The sequence below is a fragment of the Streptoalloteichus hindustanus genome (assembly GCF_900129375.1).
In the GTDB taxonomy this organism is placed as follows: Bacteria; Actinomycetota; Actinomycetes; order Mycobacteriales; family Pseudonocardiaceae; genus Streptoalloteichus; species Streptoalloteichus hindustanus.
The window spans coordinates 263,951-282,243 of sequence record NZ_FQVN01000005.1 but is presented as its reverse complement, the minus strand read 5'-3'; the positions used below and the strand labels follow the sequence as shown (position 1 = coordinate 282,243).

Sequence of the window (18,293 nt, the reverse complement as noted above, 5' to 3'; positions counted from 1 at the left end):
CACGAACGTCGAGTCCTGGTCGTGGCCGCAGGTCCGGCGGATCGCCTCCTCGTTCGCCAGGAGGTTGGCGTGGCTGACCATGACGCCGCGCGGGGTGCGGGTCGATCCCGAGGTGTACTGGAGGAAGGCCGGAGCGTCGACGTCGAGCGCTGGCGCGCTCCAGCTCTCGGCCGCCTCGTCGGACACCGTCGTGATGTCGAACAGCGGCATCCGCCCGGCCAACGGCCCGTCGGCCGCCGCCAGCGTCAGCGCGGGAGCGGCGTCCCCGGCCACTGCCGTCAGTCGCTCCACACTGGACGCTCGCTCGGGAGCGTCGCACGGCACGGCGATCGCGCCCGCGTACAGGCATCCCAGGATCGCCTGGACGTAGGCGGAGCCCGACGGGTAGGCGATCAGGACGCGTTCCCCGACCATGCCCCGCTCCCGCAGGGCCACGGCGATCGCGCGGGCACGCAGGTCGATGCCGGCGAAGTCGAACCGCTCGGACTCGGTCTCGCCGTCCGGCAGGAACACGTAGGCGGGACGGGACGGCGTGGTCTCGGCGTGGTGCCGGGCCACGTCCACGATGGTGCGGGCGGAGCGCGCTCGGGTCGACGTCACTGGTCTCCCTCCACTGACTCCGGTGCGGTCGGATCTCCGGGGAGCTCCGCGGCCTCCACCACGGCGAGCGCGGCGCGGAGGGCCTCCTCGTCCGCGCGGGCGCGGAAGGTCTCCACGGTGCTGGCGAGGGTGGCGACGTCGAGCACCTGGTAGACCTGCCGGACCGGGAGGTCGATGTCGAACGCCGCGACCACCCTGGAGTGGAACTGGATGAGCAGCAGCGAGTCGCCGCCCAGGTCGAAGAAGTTGTCCTGCGCGCCCACGTTCTCCGGGCCGCCGAGGCCGAGCACCTCGGCCAGGATGCCGGCGATCCGCCACTCGGTGGGCGTCTGGGGAGGTCGGCTCGCCGGGCGGTGGCCGGCCGACGGCTCGGGCAGCGCGGCCTCGTCGAGCTTTCCGTTGCGGGTGAGCGGAATCCGGTCGACGAACACGAAGGCCGCCGGGACCATGTGCCGGGGAAGGCGCTCGGCGAGGAACGCGCGCAGTTCTGCCCGCGCCGCGTCCGCCGCCGCGTGCTGGTCCCGGGTTCCGTCCGCCAGCACCAGATAGGCGGCCAGGTACGTCCGCCCGCCGTCGGTGCGCGGCACGACCACGCCCGCGCGGACCGAGGGATGGGCCATCGCCGCCGCCTCCACCTCGCCGGGTTCGATGCGGTAACCGCGGAGTTTGACCTGTTTGTCCAGGCGTCCCCGGTAGTCCAGCTCACCGTCGGGCAGCGCCCTGGCCAGGTCGCCGGACCGGTAGCCGCGCGCGCCGGGGCGAGCCGGGTCCGGCCGGAACCGGTCGGCGGTCAGGGCCGGCTGGCCGAGGTAGCCGCGGGCGACGCCGACGCCGCCCACGAACAACTCGCCCTGGCCGCCCACGGGAACCCGGACGCCGTTCTGGTCGATCACCGCGATCCGCTGTCCCGGCAGAGGTCCGCCGATGGGGCTGCGCGCCGCGCCGTCGACGTCCGCCGCGCGCAGCGGCCGCACCGTCACGTGCACGCAGGTCTCGGTGATCCCGTACATGTTCACCAGCTCTGGTCCACTGTGGTCCATCGCCTCGAACCAGGGCCCCAGCGTGGCGACCTCGCAGGACTCGCCGCCCAGCACCACCAGCGCGAGCGCGGCGCGCCGCGGGTCGTCGGCCAGCGCGGCGGGCAGGAGGTGCCGGCACGCGCTCGGCGTCTGGCCGAGGACGGCCACCCGCTCGGCGCGCAGCAGCTCCCACAGCTCGTCGGGCTTGCGGAGGACGTCCGGCGGCACGATCACCAGGCGGCCGCCCGAGGTCAGCGCGCCCCACATCTCCCACACCGAGAAGTCGAAGGCCGCGGAGTGGGTCAGCGCCCACACCTGGGGTTCGTCGGTCACCGGCAGCGCCCGGCGGCAGGCCGCCAGCAACCCGGTGACGTTGCCGTGGCTGACCGCGACTCCCTTGGGCCGCCCGGTGGAGCCCGAGGTGTAGATGACGTAGGCGAGGTTGGCCGGAACGGGTTGGGCCAGCCCGGGGTGCGCCGGCGCGCCGAGACCACCGGCGTCGTCGAGATCACCGAGATCGCCGAGATCGATCCGCTCGACCGGCGGCGCGGGCACGTCCCCGCGAGTCACGACCAGGCGCAGGCCCGCGTCCTCGGCCACGGCACGCATCCGGTCCACCGGATCGGTCGGGTCCAGGGGGAGGTAGGCGCCGCCGGACCGGAGAATTCCCAGTGCTCCCACGACGAGGTCCACGCCGGGCTCGACGCACAGGCCGACCAGGGTGTCCGGCCCGACGCCACGGGCGCGCAGCGCGGCCGCCACCCGGTCCGCCCGCTCCTGGAGAGCGCGGTAGGTCAGGTGGTGGCCGTTGTGGGACACCGCGATCGCGTCCGGTCGGGCAGCGGTGATCTCCGCGACGAGCCGGGGAAGGGTGGTCTCCTCGACAGCCACCGCCGGAGCGGCGTCCTCGCCGAGGGCGAGCCGGTGCCGCAGTCGGGCCGCCGTGATGTCCGGTTCCGCGGCGCCCGCCAGCAGAACTTCCCGCAGCCGCCGCAGGATCTCCCCGGCGAGGTCGGGCACCAGCCGGCGGGGGTCGAACTCCAGGTCCAGGTCGAGCGCCCCTGCCCGGTCGGTGGCGGTGAGGGTGAGCGGGAACTTCGGCGCGACCGACGCCGACGGCTCGACCGAGGCCTCCACATCGGACAGCCGCACGTCGGCGGATGGCGTGTTCTGGAAGGCGAAGGCGGCCTGGAACAACGGGTTCTCGGTCAGGTCGCGCTCCGGTCGGAACGCCTCCACGAGCTTCTCGAAGGGCACGTCCTGACCGGCGAGCCCGTCCCGCACCACCGCGTTGGCCCGTCGCACCAGCTCGCTCGCGGTGCCGTGGCCGGAGAGGTCCAGGCGCAGCGGCAGCATGTTCACGAAACAGCCGATCAGTCCGTCCAGTTCCGGGCGGGTGCGGCCGGCGACCGGGCTGCCGATCACCAGTTCCCGCTGCCCGGACAGGCTGGACAACACCAGCGCGTAGCCGGTGAGCAGCACCGAGAAGAGGGTCACGCGCTCACGCCCGGCCCACTCCCGCAGCCGATCGACCAGCGCGGGTTCCAGCACCGCGCGCCGGACCTCGACCGGACGCTGCGGCGCGTCGGCGTCCACGCTCGTCAACAGGTCCACAGTGGGCGGAGCGTCGGCCAGGTGCCGCCACCGGTCGAGATCACGGGTATGGTCGGCGGCGCGTTGCCACGCCGCGAAATCTCCGTAGCGGACGGGGAGTTCCGGCAACGGGCAGGCCTGCCCACCGCGGCACGCCTCGTACAGCGCGCCCAGCTCCGTGAGCAGCGGCCCCAACGACCAGCCGTCGCTGGCGATGTGGTGCCGGGTCAACAGGAGGACGTGCTCGTCGCGGCTCTCACGCAACAACCACGAGCGCAGGACGGGCCCGCTGGCGAGGTTGAAGGGCCGTCGCGCCTCGGCTTCCGTGAGCTCACGGCGCGTCGCCTCGCGCTCCGCCTCGGGCAGGCCGGTGAGGTCCACCAGGGGAAGATCCGGCGCGGCGGCCGGGTCGACGACCGGTTCCGGGCGACCGTGGCGCGTGACGTACCGGGTGCGCAGCACGTCGTGGCGGCGGATCACCTGTCCGATCGCCTGACGCAGCGCGGCCGGGTCCAGTTCGCCGCGCAGCCGGATCGCCAGCGGGATGTTGTAGGCGTTGTCGTCGGGGTGGAGCTGGTGCAGCAGCCAGAACCGCTCCTGCGCGTAGGACAGCGGAGGCGTCCCCTCGTGCCGGGGGATGAACGCCTGGCGGCCCAGGTGGCGCAGGATCTCCGCCTTGCGGCCGCGGATCGCGTCGAGCAGGTCGTCGGTGAGGACGCCCGCCGGCGCGCTGCACCGGAGCTGGTCCCCGTCCGCGGTGACCAGGACCTGACGGGCCCGCAGGTCCGCGAGGAATCCGGCGATGGTCACAACACCACCTCCTGCCGGTCGGGGTCGCCGCCGACCGCGTGTCCGACGAGGGTGGCGAGTCCGGTGACGGTGGGCGCGTCGAACAGTTGCGCCACCGACACCTCCACGCCGTATCCGGAGCGCACCATCGACCGCAGCCGCAGCGCCAGCAGCGAGTCGCCGCCCAGTTCGAAGAAGTCGTCGTCGCGGCCGATCTGGTCGTAGCCGAGCAGTTCGGCGTACCAGCCGGCGAGCGTGCGTTCGAGGTCGGACCGCGGGGCCGCGTACGCGGTGCTCAACCGCGCCCGGGACCGGCCGCCGTGTGCGCTCAGCCCGCTCACCACCGCGAGGTGGTCGCCCGTGGTGTAGGCGTCGTGCCGGGCGAGCAGGGCGTCCAGGTCCTGTGTGGACACCAGCACCTGGGGGCCGAGACCGGCGCGCAGCACGCGCCGGAACACCTCGACGCCCTCGTCCCGGGTCAGCGCGCCGAGCAGGTCGCCCGCCGGCCCGACCGACGCACTGTCTACTGTGGACTGTGTGCCACCCGTGTCGTAGCGGTCGACGAGCCGTTCCTGGGCGACGGCCGACATCCCGGACTCCAGCCAGTCCGTCCACGCGATCGCGGTCGTGATCCCCGGCCGGCGGGCCGCGCGATAGGCGGCGTAGGCGTTCAGGTAGTCGTTCCCGGCGACGTAGCCGACCTCGCCGAACTTCAGCTTGTGCAGCACCGAGCCGATGGACGAGCACAGCACGAAGAAGTCGAGCGGCCGGTCACCCAGCACCTCGTCGAGCACCGCGGTGCCGTGCACCTTGGCCGCGATGGCGGCCTCGGTGTCGGCGGTGGTGCGGCGGTGGATCACCCCGGCGGTGTCAGGCACACCGGCGGCGTGCACCACTCCGGTGAGCGGACCGAAACGGCGCTCCGCCTCGGCCACCACCGCGCGGACCGCGTCCGAATCGGTGAGGTCGGCCGGTGCCACGAGGACCTCGCCGCCGGCCTCGGTGATCCCCCGCAGGCGGTTGATCGCGACGCTGGTGGCGTCGTCCGCCGGGTGGGTGGCGAGGTGGTCGGCCCAGTCCTCGGCGGCCGGGAACGGACGCCGGTGGGTCAGGACCACCTTCGCCGGGAGTCGGCCGAGGTCCTCGGCGAGGTTCAGGCCGATCCCGCCGAGCCCGCCGCAGACCAGGTACACCCCGCCAGGGCGTGGTCCCGCGGCCGGATCGCCCGGCTCCAGCGGGCAGGGCGCGTGGTCGAGCCGGAACCGACGTCGACCGCGGTAGGCGACCACAGTGGACTCCCTGGCGGCCAGGAGCTCGTCGACCACGCGCTCGGCCAACCAGTCCAGGTCCCGGTCCAGCCGCGTGAGGTCGAGGTCCACCGCGGTGCAGGCCATCCCCGGGTACTCCCGAGGAATGATCTTGACGGCGGCGAGCGCGGTGGCGTGCTCCGGGTGGCGCAGGTCGTCGCCGAGCACCTCCTGTGCCCCTCCGGTGACGGCCACGAGCCGCGTCGGACCGCCGTTCTCGGCCGCGCCGAGCGCCCTGGCCAGGTGGAGGAGGCTGTGCAGTCCCCGCCGCTGGACCTCGGGCATCAGGCCGGAGGGCGCGGCGCCACCCCGGGCGAGCGCGTCCTCCAACGCCCAGAGGTGCACGACGAGTCGCGGCGCGCCGCCGCGCCCCGCGACCAGCTCGCGGTAGTGCTCGGGGCGGTCGGGGTCGAAGCAGATCGCGGGGTCGGCGGGAACCCGTTCCACATCCACCCCAGCGGCCACCAGCCGGCGTTCGACGGCGTGTCCCAACGGGCCGGAGGAGAACAGGAGACACCGCCCGGCCACGGCCTCGCGGTCGGGAACCGGCGTCGGCGCGTGCCGCCAGCCGGGTCGGTACCCCCAGCTCGCGATGTCGGGCCGCTTCTCCGGCCAGTCCCGATCACCGGTGTCCTCCGGGCGGGACGCGACCGGCGCGGCGAGGTCGCTCCCGCCACTCGTCGTCGCAGGCGGCTCGACCCAGTACCGCTCGCGTTGGAAGGGGTACGCGGGAACGGCCACCCGGCGCGGCTCCTGCTGGCGGTGGAACGCGTCCCAGCGGACGGCGCAGCCCTCGGCCCACAGCTCCGCCACCGCCGTCACCACACTGTCCACTTCGGACTTTTCGCCCGAGTCGCGCGCCCCGGGAATGGTCCGCACCGCGCGGTGGTCCCCGCTCGCGAGCGGATGCCGGCGGACCAGGCCGGTGAGACCGGCGGACGGGCCGACCTCGACCAGGGACACCGGCCCCAGCTCCAGGCAACGGGCGAGGCCGTCCCCGAACCGCACCGGCTGACGCATGTGGGCCAACCAGTAGTCCGGGTCGCACGCCTCTTCGGGGCGCACCCAGTTCCCGGTCAGGTTCGACGCGTACCGCGCCGACGGCGCGCGGAACTCGACCTCGGCCAACACCTCGCGGAACCGGTCCAGCACCGGTTCCACGGCGGTGGAGTGGAAGGCGTGCGCCGTGGGAAGCATCTGAGTGGGAATTCCCTGCCCACCAAGGGCTTTCGCCAGGTCGGCCACCGCTGAGGGCTCTCCGCCGACCACGCACCGGTCCGACGCGTTCACGGCCGACACGGACAACCCGCCGGCCAGCAGTGGGCGGAGGCGGTCCTCGGGCAGGGACACGGCGAGCATCCGACCCGGTGCCATCGCGGCCTGCACCCGTCCCCGGGCCGTCACCAGCCGCAGGGCGTCCGGCAGGGAGAGAACACCGGCCAGGGTCGCGGCCACGTACTCGCCCAGGCTGTGCCCGAGCATCGCGGTCGGCGTGAGCCCCCAGTCCTGGAGCGCGCGGGCCAGGGCGTACTCGACCGCGAACAGCGCCGGCTGGCCGAGCCGGGTCGCCTCGACAGTCCCGGGTGGACAGTCCAACGCCGCGTCCAGCTCGACGCCCAGTCCCGCCAGGAGGTCGGCGCACTCGTCGAGATGCGCCCGGAACGTGACGTCCTCGCGGGCCAGCTCCCGGGCCATCCCCGGGTAGGCGGCTCCCTGCCCGGGGAACAGGAACACCACGGGGCGCTCGGCGTCCGCGACTCGTGCGGGCGCGTTCGACAGGTCGAGAGCACTGATCGCACTGCTGACATCGCGGCACACCACGGTCTTCCGGTGGGGGAAGGCCCGACGGCTGGCCAGGGTGGCGGCCACGTCGGCCAGATCGACCCCGGGGTCCCGACGAAGTCGCTCGGCGAGATCGCGGGTGGCCTCGGCCAGCGCCTCCCCGGTGCGAGCCGACAACACCAGCGGTTGCGCCACCCGACGACGCTTGGCCCGGAGCGGGGGCGCCGGCGGTTGTTCGAGCACCACGTGGACGTTCGTGCCGCCGATCCCGAACGAGCTGACGCCGGCCCGGCGCGGCGCGCCCTCAGCCCGCCACGGCCGCGTCGTGTCCGCGACGTGGAACGGCGTGGCGGCGAAGTTGATGCGCGGGTTCGGCTCGCGGAAGTTCAGGCTGGCGGGGATGATCCCGTCGCGCACGGCGAGCGCGGCCTTCACCAGGCCGGCGATCCCGGCGGCGGCGTCCAGGTGCCCGATGTTGGTCTTCACCGAGCCCAGCGCGCAGAACCCGGTCCGGTCGGTGCTGGCGCGGAAGGCCTGGGTCAGCGCGGTGACCTCGATCGGATCGCCCAGGCTGGTGCCGGTTCCGTGCGCCTCGACGTAGCCGACGGTGTCCGCGCTGATCCCGGCAACGGCGTGCGCCTCGACGATCACCGCGCTCTGTCCGTCCACACTGGGCGCGGTGTAGCCGACCTTGTTCGCGCCGTCGTTGTTGACCGCGGTGCCGAGAACCAGCGCGTGCACCTGGTCCCGGTCGCGGACGGCGTCGGACAGTCGCTTGAGCAGCACCAGTCCCACGCCGCTGCCGCCGACCGTGCCGCCGGCGGAGGCGTCGAAGGCCGCGCACCGGCCGTCCGGCGAGTAGATGCCGTCCTCGGCGTACACGTAGCCCTGACCCTGCGGCACCTGGAGGGAGACCCCGCCGGCCAACGCCATGTCGCACTCGTGCGACTGGAGGCTCTGGCAGGCGAGGTGGACCGCGACCAGCGACGAGGAGCAGGCGGAGCCGACGGCGTAGCTGGGGCCGGTCAGGCCCAGCTTGTGCGAGACGGTGGTGGCGGCGAAGTCCTTGTCGTTGTGGATCAGCAGGGGAAATCCGCCGATCCCGCGCGCCAGACCGGGATCGGACAGGAGGTTGCGCACCAGGTACGAGCTGAGGCTGGTCGCGAGGAACACCCCGACCGGCTCGGTCAGCGCCGCCGGGTCGTAGCCGGCCGAGTCGAACGCCGCCCAGGCCGTCTCCAGGCAGAGCCGGTGCTGCGGGTCCATGATCTCGGCCTCGCGCGGGGAGTAGCCGAAGAAGTCGGCGTCGAAGCCCGCGATGTCGCCGAGCACGCCCTCCGCCCCGACGAAGCGGGGGTGGTCGACCAGCGCGGGATCCCGGCCCAGCGCCAGGAGTTCCTCGCGCGTGTACCGGCGGATGCTCTCCTCGCCGGCGCGCAGGTTCTCCCAGAAGGTCGGCACGTCGTCCGCACCGGGGAAACGTCCCGCCAGGGAGACGATGGCGATCGGCTCGGGCGCGTCGTCGCTCACGCGTCCACCTCCCCCGCCGGTCGGCGCGCGGCGACGGCGCGGCGGCGCGCGCCCCGCTCCCGCGCCCGCGCGGACAGCTCGTTGTGGGCCGCGTCCGGCGCGGTGTCCCGCTGCGTCAGGAAGACCGCGAGCGCGGCGATGGTGGGGAACCGGAACAGGTCCACCAGGCTCGGCGCCGGCCGCACCTTCCTGGACAGCGCGCTGTGCAGCCGGAGCAGCGTCAGCGACGTGCCGCCGGCCTCGAAGAAGCCGTCGTGCACCCCGACCTGGTCCAGGCCCAGCACCTCGCGCCACACCTCGGCGATGAGCCGCTCCAGCGTGGTGCGGGGCGGAACCGGGGGGGTGGCCTGTGGTCGCGCCAGCTCGGCCATCCGGACGAGCGCGCCCCGGTCGATCTTGCCGTTGTCGTTGAGCGGCAACGCCTCCAGCACGGTCAACCGGGTGGGCACCATCACGGCGGGCAGTCGGGTCCGCAGCGTCGACAGCACCTCCTCCGGCACGATCGCCGCGCCGGGCTCGGGCGTCACGAAGCCGACGAGCTGGCGGTCGGCGGCGCCGCGACCGGTCGGGACGGCCACGGCCGCCCGGACACCGGCGATCTCGCGCAGCACGGCCTCCACCTCGCCCAGCTCGATCCGGACACCCCGCACCTTGACCTGGTCGTCGGTTCGGCCCAGGAACACCAGGTGGCCGTCGCCACGCCGGCGCGCCAGGTCGCCGGTGCGGTAGATCCGGCTCCCACCGCCGCGCGGGTCGGGCCGGAAGCTCGCGGCGGTCAGCCCCGGTCGCCCGAGGTACCCGCGCGCCACGGTGGGGCCGCCGATGACCAGTTCGCCGACGACGTGGGCGGGTTCCGGCTCTCCGGCCTCCCCCGCCACCCAGGCGGCCGCCGGGGAGATGGCGGTTCCGATGGTGGGCTGCTGGTCGTCCTCTGTGGACAGTGCCGTCGCGGTGGCGTAGGTGGTGGCCTCCGAGGGGCCGTAGAGGTTGCGGACGACCACGCCCGGCAGCCGGTCCTGGATGCGGCGGACGAGGTCGCGGTGCAACGGCTCGCCGGCCAGGTTGACCGCGCGCAACGACGTGGGCAACCCGTCGACGTCGAGCAGCGCCTCGGCGGCCGAGGGCACGGTGTTGAGCAGGGTCGCGGCGCGCGCCGCCGCGAGTTCCGGCACCTGGAGGGCGCTGTCGGCCAGCACCACGGAACCCCCGGTGGTGAGCGGCCCGAACAGCTCGAAGACCGACAGGTCGAACCCGACGGACGTCGTCGCCAGGACGGCGGCGAGGTCGTCGCCGGGGAAGGCGTCCGCGACCCACCCGAGGAAGGCGGCGGCGCTGTCGTGCTGGATGGCCACGCCCTTCGGCCGGCCGGTCGAGCCGGACGTGGAGAGCACGTAGGCCAGGGCCGTCGGGGCGACGGGCACGCCGAGGTCGCCGTCGGAGTGCCGGGCCAGGTCGGGGTCGTCCGGCAGGACGGCCGGGACGGCCGTGCCGTCGAGGTCGGAGCGCAGCTCCGACTCGGTGATCACGAGACGGGCGACCGCGTCGCGCAGTGTTCCGCGAACGCGCTCGACGGGATGCGCGAGGTCGATCGGGAGGTAGGCGGCGCCCGCCTTGAGCACCGCGAGGATCGCGACCACGAGGTCGGGCCGGCGGCGCATCCGGACGGCCACGATCTCGTCCTGGCCGCAGCCCCGGTGGCGCAGTTCCCTGGCCAGTCGGTTGGCTCGGCGGTTCAGCTCGCGGTAGCTGACGTGCTCCTGCCCGCACACCAACGCGATCGCGTCCGGTCGCTCCCGCGCCACCCGCTCCACCAGGTGGTGCACCGGACGCGCCGCCGGCGTGCGCTCGCGCGGTCGGGTCAGCGGGGCCAGGCGCTGACGCTCCACTTCGGACAGCAGTGGCAGCGCGCTCAGCGGGGTGTCCGGTTTCCGCACCGCCGCGTCGAGCAGGGTGCGGAAGTGCCGGGAGAACGCCCGCAGATCCGCGTCCCCGCAGTGGCCGGGGTCGGCCTCGAAGGCCAGTTCGAGCCCGGAGACGGACCCGGTACCGGATCCAGTGGCGGACCCGGTGTCGGACCCGGTGCTGGACCTGGTGGCAAACTCGGTGGCGGTGACCGTCAGCTCGTACTTGGCCGCCGCCGTGGGCACCGGCACGAGTCGGCTGGCGACCTCGGGCAGGGCGGGGGCCTCCGGTCGCCGCTGGTAGGCGAACAACACCTGGAACAGCGGGCTCACCTGGGGATCGCGCGCCACCTCCAGCGCGTCCACGATCTCCTCGAACGGCGTGAGCTGGTGTTCGAGCGCGTCCATCACGCTGTCCCTGGCGCGCGCCAGCACCTGGCGGAACGTGGGGTCGCCGTCGAGCCGGAGCCGCAACGGCAGCGTGTTGGTCAGCATTCCGACCACAGAGGACAGTGCCTCGTGCCCGCGCAGGGCCACCGGGGAGCCGAGAACGACGTCCCGCTGACCGGAGTAGCGGGCGACCAGGCAGCCCAGGGCGGCCAACAACGTCACGTAGTGGGTGACGCCCTCGCGCCGGCACAGCGCGTCGAAGGCGTCCCAGTCGGTGACCGCGCGGCGGTCCACGAGCTGCGCCGGCGCAGCGGCAGGAGCACGGTGGGTTCCGAACACCGCGCTGCGGGCCGGCGCGTCCCGCAACGTCTCGCGCCAGAAGTCCACACTGTCCTCGTCGGCCAGCGTGCTCTCCAGGCCGATCAGGTCGCTGTAGCCCGGAATCCCGTCGGGCAGACCGTCCGGACGCCCCTCACGGCTCGCGCGGTAGGCGGCCTCCAGCTCGGCGCAGACCACGGCGAGGGACCCGCCGTCGAACACGATGTGGTGCACGGAGAACACCAGGACGTGCCGCTCGGGCGTGAGGCGGAACAGCAGCCAGGCGACCGGCGGGCCGGCCGCCAGGTCGAACGGCCGAGCGGCGACCTCCCGCATCCGCCGCTCGACCTCCGACCAGCCGCCACCGTCCACTTCGGACAGATCGACCAGGGTCGGCGCCACCGCCGGCGAGTCGAACCACTGCCGCGGTTCGTCGTCCACCACGCCGAAGGTGGCCCGCAGGACCTCGTGCCGCCGGCCGAGCCGCAGGACGGCGTCCCGCAGCGCGGCCAGGTCCAGCCGGCCGGTCAGCTCGATGGCGGTGCAGATGTTGTACGCCGCGCTGCCGGGTGCGAGCTGGTGCAGGAACCACAGCCGGCGCTGGGCCGAGGCCAGGGGCGCGCCAGCGCCCCCGACCCCGGTCCCACCGCACGCCGTCGTCGTCATGCGCGGCCAGCCCCGTCCCCGGTGGCCGCGCCGGCCCCTTCCCGCGCCAGCCGCGCCTCGTCCACCCCGAGGGCGAACTCGGCGATGGTCGGCGCGTCGAACAGCCGCCGCACCGACAGCTTGATGCCGAACATCCGGTTGGTCGCGGCGGTGACCTGCATGGCGCGCAACGACTCGCCGCCCAGGTCGAAGAACCGGTCGGCGATCCCGACCCGGTCCAGCTTGAGCACGTCGGCCCAGATCGCGGCGAGGGCCTGCTCGGTCTCGGTGCGCGGCGGCTGGTAGCCGCGACCGCCGGTCAGCTCGGCGCGGGTCGGCTCCGGCAGCGACGCCCGGTCCACCTTCCCGGTCGCGGTGAGCGGCACGGCGTCGAGCACGACGCACGCGCTGGGCACCATGTACTTCGGCAGCCGGTCCCGCACGTACTGCTGGAGGTCGGCGGGGTCGGGCCGTTGCCCCGGCACGGGGAGCACGTACGCCACGAGCACCTTGTCCGCGGCGTTCTCCCCCCTGGCCACGACGATCACCCGCTGGAGGTCCGGGTGGGTCTCCAGGACCGCCTCGACCTCGCCCGGCTCGACCCGGAACCCGCGCACCTTCACCTGGTGGTCGGCCCGGCCCAGGAACTCCAGCTCGCCGTCGGCCAGGTAGCGGCCGAGGTCGCCGCTGGCGTAGCGGCGGCGGCCCGGCGACGCCGGGTCCGGCCGGAAGCTGGCCGCGGTCTCGGCCGGCCGGCCCAGGTAGCCCCGGGCGACGCCGGCGCCGCCGAGGTGCAGCTCGCCGGAGACCCCGATCGGCACCGGCAGGCCGTGCGGGTTGAGCACCTCCACCCGCGTGTTGGCCACCGGCGAGCCGATCGGCAACTGCGGTCGGTCCGGGGCCTCGGCGGCGGACCACATCGTGGCCCACACCGTCGCCTCGGTCGGCCCGTACTCGTTGGCCAGCACGCACTCCGGGACGGCCGTCGCGCAGGCCCGCGCCAGCGCGGTGGGGCAGGGCTCGCCGGCCGCGACCATCAGGCGCAGCGAGGAGAGCTCGCCCGGGGGGTTGGCCTGTTCCACCACTGGCGCGAGCAGCGACGGGATGCCCAGGGTGTGGGTGGGCCGCTGGCGGGCGATGGTCTCGACCAGGCCCGCGGGCTCCATCTGCTGGCCCTCGCGGGGAAGCACCAGGGTGCCGCCCTGCGTGAGGGTCCAGAAGATGCCGGCGACCGAGCTGTCGAAGGCGAACGACGACAGCAGCAGGAACCGCTCGACCTCGCCCTCGTAGGCCGCCGCCCGCGCGGCGAGCGAGGCCACGACGTTGCGGTGCTCGACGACCACGCCCTTGGGCTGTCCGGTGGACCCGGAGGTGAACATGACGTAGGCCGGGTTCGCGGGCACGACCCCGCTGACCGGGTTGGTGTCGGGCGCGTCCTCGCCCGCCCCGGCGCTCGGGTTCACCCCGATCGTCGTGGGGCCGGCCGGAACCCGGGAGACGAGGTGCTCCTGCGCGAGCACCACCGTGACCCCGCTGGCGCGCACCAGGGCGTTGATCCGCTCGTCCGGCTGGCTGGGGTCCAGCGGCAGGTAGGCGCCGCCGGCCTTGAGCACCGCGAGCAGCGACACGATCTGCTCGACGGAGCGCTCGGCCAGCACGCCGACCGTCCACTCCGGACCGACGCCGTGCCGGCGGAGCACGTGGGCCAACCGGTTCGCCCTGCGGTTCAGCTCCCGGTAGGTCAGCACCGCGTCGTCGAGCTGCACCGCCACGGCGTCCGGCCGCTCGCTGGCGCGGTCCTCGATCAGCTCGTGCAGGCACAGGTCGTCGTGGTGCGCGGTGGGGCCGGAGACGTACGAGGCCAACAGCTCCCGGTCGCGGTCGGACAGGAACGCCCGGGTGTCGTAGCGGCCCCGCGGGTCGGCGACCATCGTCTCCATGACCCGCGCGTAGCAGTCCCGGATGCTGTCCATCAGCTCGGCGGAGAACTGGAGGCTGTCGTACTCCATCCGCACCTCCAGGTGACCGGTTTCCCGGTTCAGCCGGAAGATGCCGCAGAACGGGAAGGTGGACTCGCCGTACAGCTCGTTGGCGACGTGCTCGACGCCGCGGTCCTTCCACCGGTCCAGCACGCCGAAGACGTGGTAGTTGGTGAAGAAGAACAGCGCCTCGGCCAGCGGCTCGTTGCCCTGGTGCCGCTTGAGCTCCGCCATCGGCAGCCGCCGGTACGGCAGGGAGGCCCGCTCGGACTCCAGCGTGGCCAGGATGAGGTCCCGCCAGGTCCCGCCGGCCATCCGCACCCGCAGCGCCAGGCTGTTGACGAACAGGCCGATCGCCGTGCTGCCGTCCGCGGTCTCGGGACGACCGTTGGTGACGGTGTAGGTCAGCGTGTCGGTGTGCCCGCCGTAGGTGGACATCACCGCCATGTGCGCGGCCATCAGCACGGTCTTGAGCGGAACGGCGTTGGCCAGGGCCAGTTCCTTGAGCCGGTCGGACAACTCGACCGAGACCGGGACGGCGATCCGCACGATCTCCCGGTCGCCCTTGTCGGCCCGGGGCCCCGAGCCCAGCCTGGGCAGCCGCATGAGCGTGGCGTCGGCCAGGTAGGAGTCCCAGAACTCGTAGTTGCGCCGGTCCTCCAACGCCTCCAGCTCCAGCGCGACCGCGTCCCGCATGGTCGAGGTGGGCGGCCGGATCGCGATCGGCTCGTCGTAGACCACCGAGAAGTAGTGGCTGAACAGCTCGGCGATCATCAGCGCCTCGCTCCAGCCGTCCACGATCTCGTGGTGGAAGCCGTAGGTGAACTGGAAGACGTCGTCGGCGATCCGGTGGACCATGAACCGGATCAGCGGGTACTCGTGCAGCTCGAAGCCGCGCTCCTTCTCGTGCTCGATCCACGCCTCGACCCGGGAGTCCTGCTCCTCGGCCGGCAGCCCCCGCAGGTCCTCGTGGTACAGCGGGGTCTCGTACTCGGTGTGCACGAGCTGCAGCGGCTGGCTGAAGGTGCCCATGTCGAACGAGGTGCGCAGCATCGGGTGCCGCTCCAGGAGCTGGCGCACCACCATGCGCATCACGTCCAGGTCGAACGGCGCGCGCAGCCGCACCGACGCGATCGCGTGGTACACCGCCGACTTCGCCGCGAAGTCGCGGTGGAAGATCATGCCCTCCTGCAACAGGTTCAGCGGGAAGGCGTCCTCCACCTCGGCCGGGATCAGCGGCCGGTCCTCCTCGCGCACCAGGGCGAACGGCTCGGTGCGCGGCGGCTCCGCCGGCTCCTCGCGGGCGTCCAGGTGCGCGGCGCACTGGCGGACCGTGGGCAGCCGGTGGAGGTCGGCGACGGAGACCTCCACGCCGCTGGCCTGGGCCCGGCTGGCGATCATGACGCTGCGGATGGAGTCGCCGCCGAGCGCGAAGTAGTTGTCGTCGATGCCGACCCGGCTCACGCCGAGCACGGTCGCGATCGCGGCGGCCAGGATCTCCTCGGTGCCGGTCCTGGGCGGCACGTAGTCGGCGACGACCGGCGTGTGGCCGGCGGGCCGGGGCAGCGCGGCGCGGTCCAGCTTGCCGTTGGCGGTCACCGGCAGCGCGTCCATGACCACGAACGCGGCCGGCACCAGGTGCTCGGGCAGGTGCGCCCGGCAGTGCTCGGCGAGGTCGGCGACGCCGGGCGCGGCCGCCTGGTCGGCGGGCACGACGTAGGCCACGAGCGTCAGCTCGGCGACCAGCGGGGAGGACCGGCCGGGGTCCTCGTCCCGCCGGGCCACGACCGCGACCTGGCCCACGGAACCGTGCCGCAGCAACACGTTCTCGATCTCGGCCGGCTCGATCCGGACACCGCGGATCTTCACCTGCTCGTCGGCCCGGCCCAGGTACTCCAGGGTGCCGTCGGCCCGGCGGCGGGCGAGGTCGCCGGTGCGGTACAGCCGCCCGTCACCGAAGGGGTTGGGCAGGAACCGCTGCTCGGTCAGCTCGGGGCGGTTCAGGTAGCCGAGTGCGACGCCGGCGCCACCGAGGTAGACCTCGCCGACGACCCCGTCGGCCACCGGCTGGCGCCTCGGGTCGAGCAGGTACGCCTGCGTGTTGGCGATCGGCACGCCGATGGGGACCGGTCCCGCGTGCGGGGTGCTCTCGTCGACGACGTGGGCGACGCTGCCGACGACGGTCTCGGTCGGGCCGTACTCGTTCACGATCCGCGTGCCGGCCGCGCGGAAGGGCTCGACGCTGCGCGCGTGCAGCGCCTCGCCGCCCACGACCAGGGTGCGGACGCTGCCGGCGACCTGCTCGGGCTCCAGCAGCTGGTTGACCACGTCCAGGTGGGTCGGGGTCAGCTTGACCAGGCTGAGGTCGCGGCTGGTGCGCAGCGTGGCGACCAGACCGGTCACGCCGGCCGTCTCGGACAGCAGGACGACCCGCTGCCCGACCAGCAGCGGCGCGAGCAGCGCGGTCAGCGTGAGGTCGAAGCTGATCGAGGAGTGGACCACCGCGCCGGTGCCCTCCCGCAGCTGGTACGCCTCGGCGGCCCAGTGCAGGTAGTTGGCCAGACCGCCGTGGGTCACCCGAACGCCGTTGGGGGAGCCGGTGGTGCCGGAGGTGTACATGACGTAGGCCAGGTCGGTCGACTCAGCGTCCACAGTGGACTCTTTGCCGACGACCAGCTCGTCGTCGTCTTCGTCCTCGTCCAGCGCCAGGAGAATCGCCCGGCACTCGCCCAACCGGTCGCGCAACTCACTGGTGCCCAGGAGCACCGGCGCCGCCGTCTCCTCCAGCACGAACTCCAGGCGGCGCAACGGGTAGGCGACGTCGACCGGCACGAACGCCGCCCCGGCCTTCAGCACCCCCAGGACGCCGACGAGCAGTTCCACCGACCGGCCCACGGAGATGACGACCGGGTCGCCCTGGCGCACGCCGAGCTGGACGAGCCGTTGGGCCAGCCGTCCGGCGCGGGCGTCGAGCGCGGCGTAGGTGATCTCGACGCCGTCGGCGACGGCGGCCACCGCGTCGGGCGTGCGCCGCGCCTGCGCCGCGAACGCCTGGTGCACCGGGACGACCGGGGAGTCGACGACCGGCCCCCGGCTGAGCGCCACCACGCGCTCGCGCTCGGCGTCGGACAGCATGTCGATTTCCCCGACCGGGGTCGCGGGATTCGCCATGGCATTCCGCAGCAGGACGGCGAAGCATTCCGCGACACGCTCGGGCTGGGCCGGGTCGACGCGTTCCTCGTCGTATCCGATCTCGACGACGAGTCGGTTGTCGCGCTCGGCGCAGGTGAGCCGGAACGCGGCGTCCGACGTCGCGGCCTCAAGCACCGGAACGAAGGTGACCTGGTCGGCGACCAGCGATTCCGACGCGTCGGCGAAGTGGAAGGCGAAGAACGGGGCCGCGGGTTTTCCGGCGTGGTCCACCACCTTCTCCGGATCGAGGTGGTCGACGCGGTCCACCCACTCCGCGCGACGCCGCGCGCTCTCGGCGACCAGCTCGCGGAACGGGGTGTCGGCGCTGAGCCGGCAGGCGACCGGGACCTCGCGCTCGAACGCGCCGACCGCGCCGCGCAGGCTGTCGTAGGACCGCCCGGGGGCGACCTCGGCGACCAGGACGTCCCGCTCCCCGCAGAACCGCCAGACCAGGACCTCGAACAGGGCGGCGAGCACGTCTGCCGGCGTGCCGGACGCGGCGGCGGCGAACTCGGCGACCCGGCGGGTCAGCTCGGCGTCCACCTCGGTCCGGTGCGTCCGCCACCCGCCGGCCCCGTCAGCGCTGCCAGCACTGGCGGCACTGGCAGCACTGGCAGCGCCGTCGGCGCGCCGCGCCAAGCCCAGCACCGGCTCGAACAGCTCGGCGGTGAGCTGCCCGGCCCACGCCGCGCGCTCCGCCGCCCCGTCCTCACCGGTGAGCAGCTCGTCGTGCCAGGCGGCGAAGTCCGCGTACTGCATCGGGAGCTCCGACGACGCGGCGTCGCCCCGGTACGCGGCGGCGATCTCGGCGAGCACGGTCCGCAGCGAGCCCCGGTCGCCGACCAGGGCGTGCGCGGTCAGCACGAACAGCGCCCGGTCCGGGGCCACCCTGGTCAGGACGGCCCGGAAGGTCGGCCCGTCGACGGGGTCGAGGCCGGCGCGCTCGTCGCGGCACAGCGCCTCGACCGTGGCGTCGGGCGCCTCGACGACCCGTAACGGCGACGGCCCCGGCTCGCCGACGACCTGGAGCGGCGCGGCGCGGCCGGCCAGTCCGACGAAGCTGGTGCGCAGCGACTCGTGCCTGGCCACGACGGCGGCGGTCGCGGCGGCGAGTCGCTCGGCGTCGACCGGTCCCTCCAGCCGGACTCCCAGCTGCGCGTACGGCTGCTCGCGGCCGTCGAGCCGCCGGGCCCACCTATGGCGCTGGAGCGGGGAAACGCGGTAGCCAGCATTCGCCGTTTCGGACAC

The 18,293-nt window shown here is 73.9% G+C and carries 5 protein-coding genes (1 of these 5 cut by a window edge); all 5 read right to left on the bottom strand.

All coding sequences use genetic code 11. The annotated features are described in order from the left end of the window. Tightly spaced (each overlapping or abutting the next), the 5 genes in view from BUE43_RS17180 to BUE43_RS17160 form a layout consistent with a single transcriptional unit that may run on beyond the window. A protein-coding gene (locus BUE43_RS17180) for a non-ribosomal peptide synthetase (RefSeq protein ID WP_073484320.1) crosses the window boundary here: on the bottom strand, positions 1-600 show its beginning. 7,629 nt of this gene lie to the left of the window's left edge; the window shows 600 of its 8,229 coding nt (coding positions 1-600); it begins with the start codon at positions 598-600; the stop codon falls past the left edge of the window. Beyond that, positions 597-4,022 (bottom strand): non-ribosomal peptide synthetase, encoded by a 3,426-nt coding sequence (locus tag BUE43_RS17175; RefSeq protein WP_073484318.1) that lies wholly within the window; start codon positions 4,020-4,022, stop codon positions 597-599. The genes BUE43_RS17180 and BUE43_RS17175 overlap by 4 nt, the downstream gene beginning before the upstream one ends. Continuing rightward, a complete protein-coding gene (locus tag BUE43_RS17170) occupies positions 4,019-8,620 on the bottom strand; it encodes a type I polyketide synthase (RefSeq protein WP_073484316.1) in 4,602 nt (1,533 codons plus the stop codon). The genes BUE43_RS17175 and BUE43_RS17170 overlap by 4 nt, the downstream gene beginning before the upstream one ends. Continuing rightward, the gene (locus tag BUE43_RS17165; RefSeq protein ID WP_073484315.1) at positions 8,617-11,895 is read right to left on the bottom strand and encodes a non-ribosomal peptide synthetase; all 3,279 of its coding nucleotides are present in this window, start codon (positions 11,893-11,895) and stop codon (positions 8,617-8,619) included. Before BUE43_RS17165 ends, BUE43_RS17170 begins: the two co-directional genes overlap by 4 nt. Further along, complete coding sequence (locus BUE43_RS17160) at positions 11,892-18,293, bottom strand: non-ribosomal peptide synthetase (RefSeq protein ID WP_073484313.1); 6,402 nt, start codon at positions 18,291-18,293, stop codon at positions 11,892-11,894. The genes BUE43_RS17165 and BUE43_RS17160 overlap by 4 nt, the downstream gene beginning before the upstream one ends.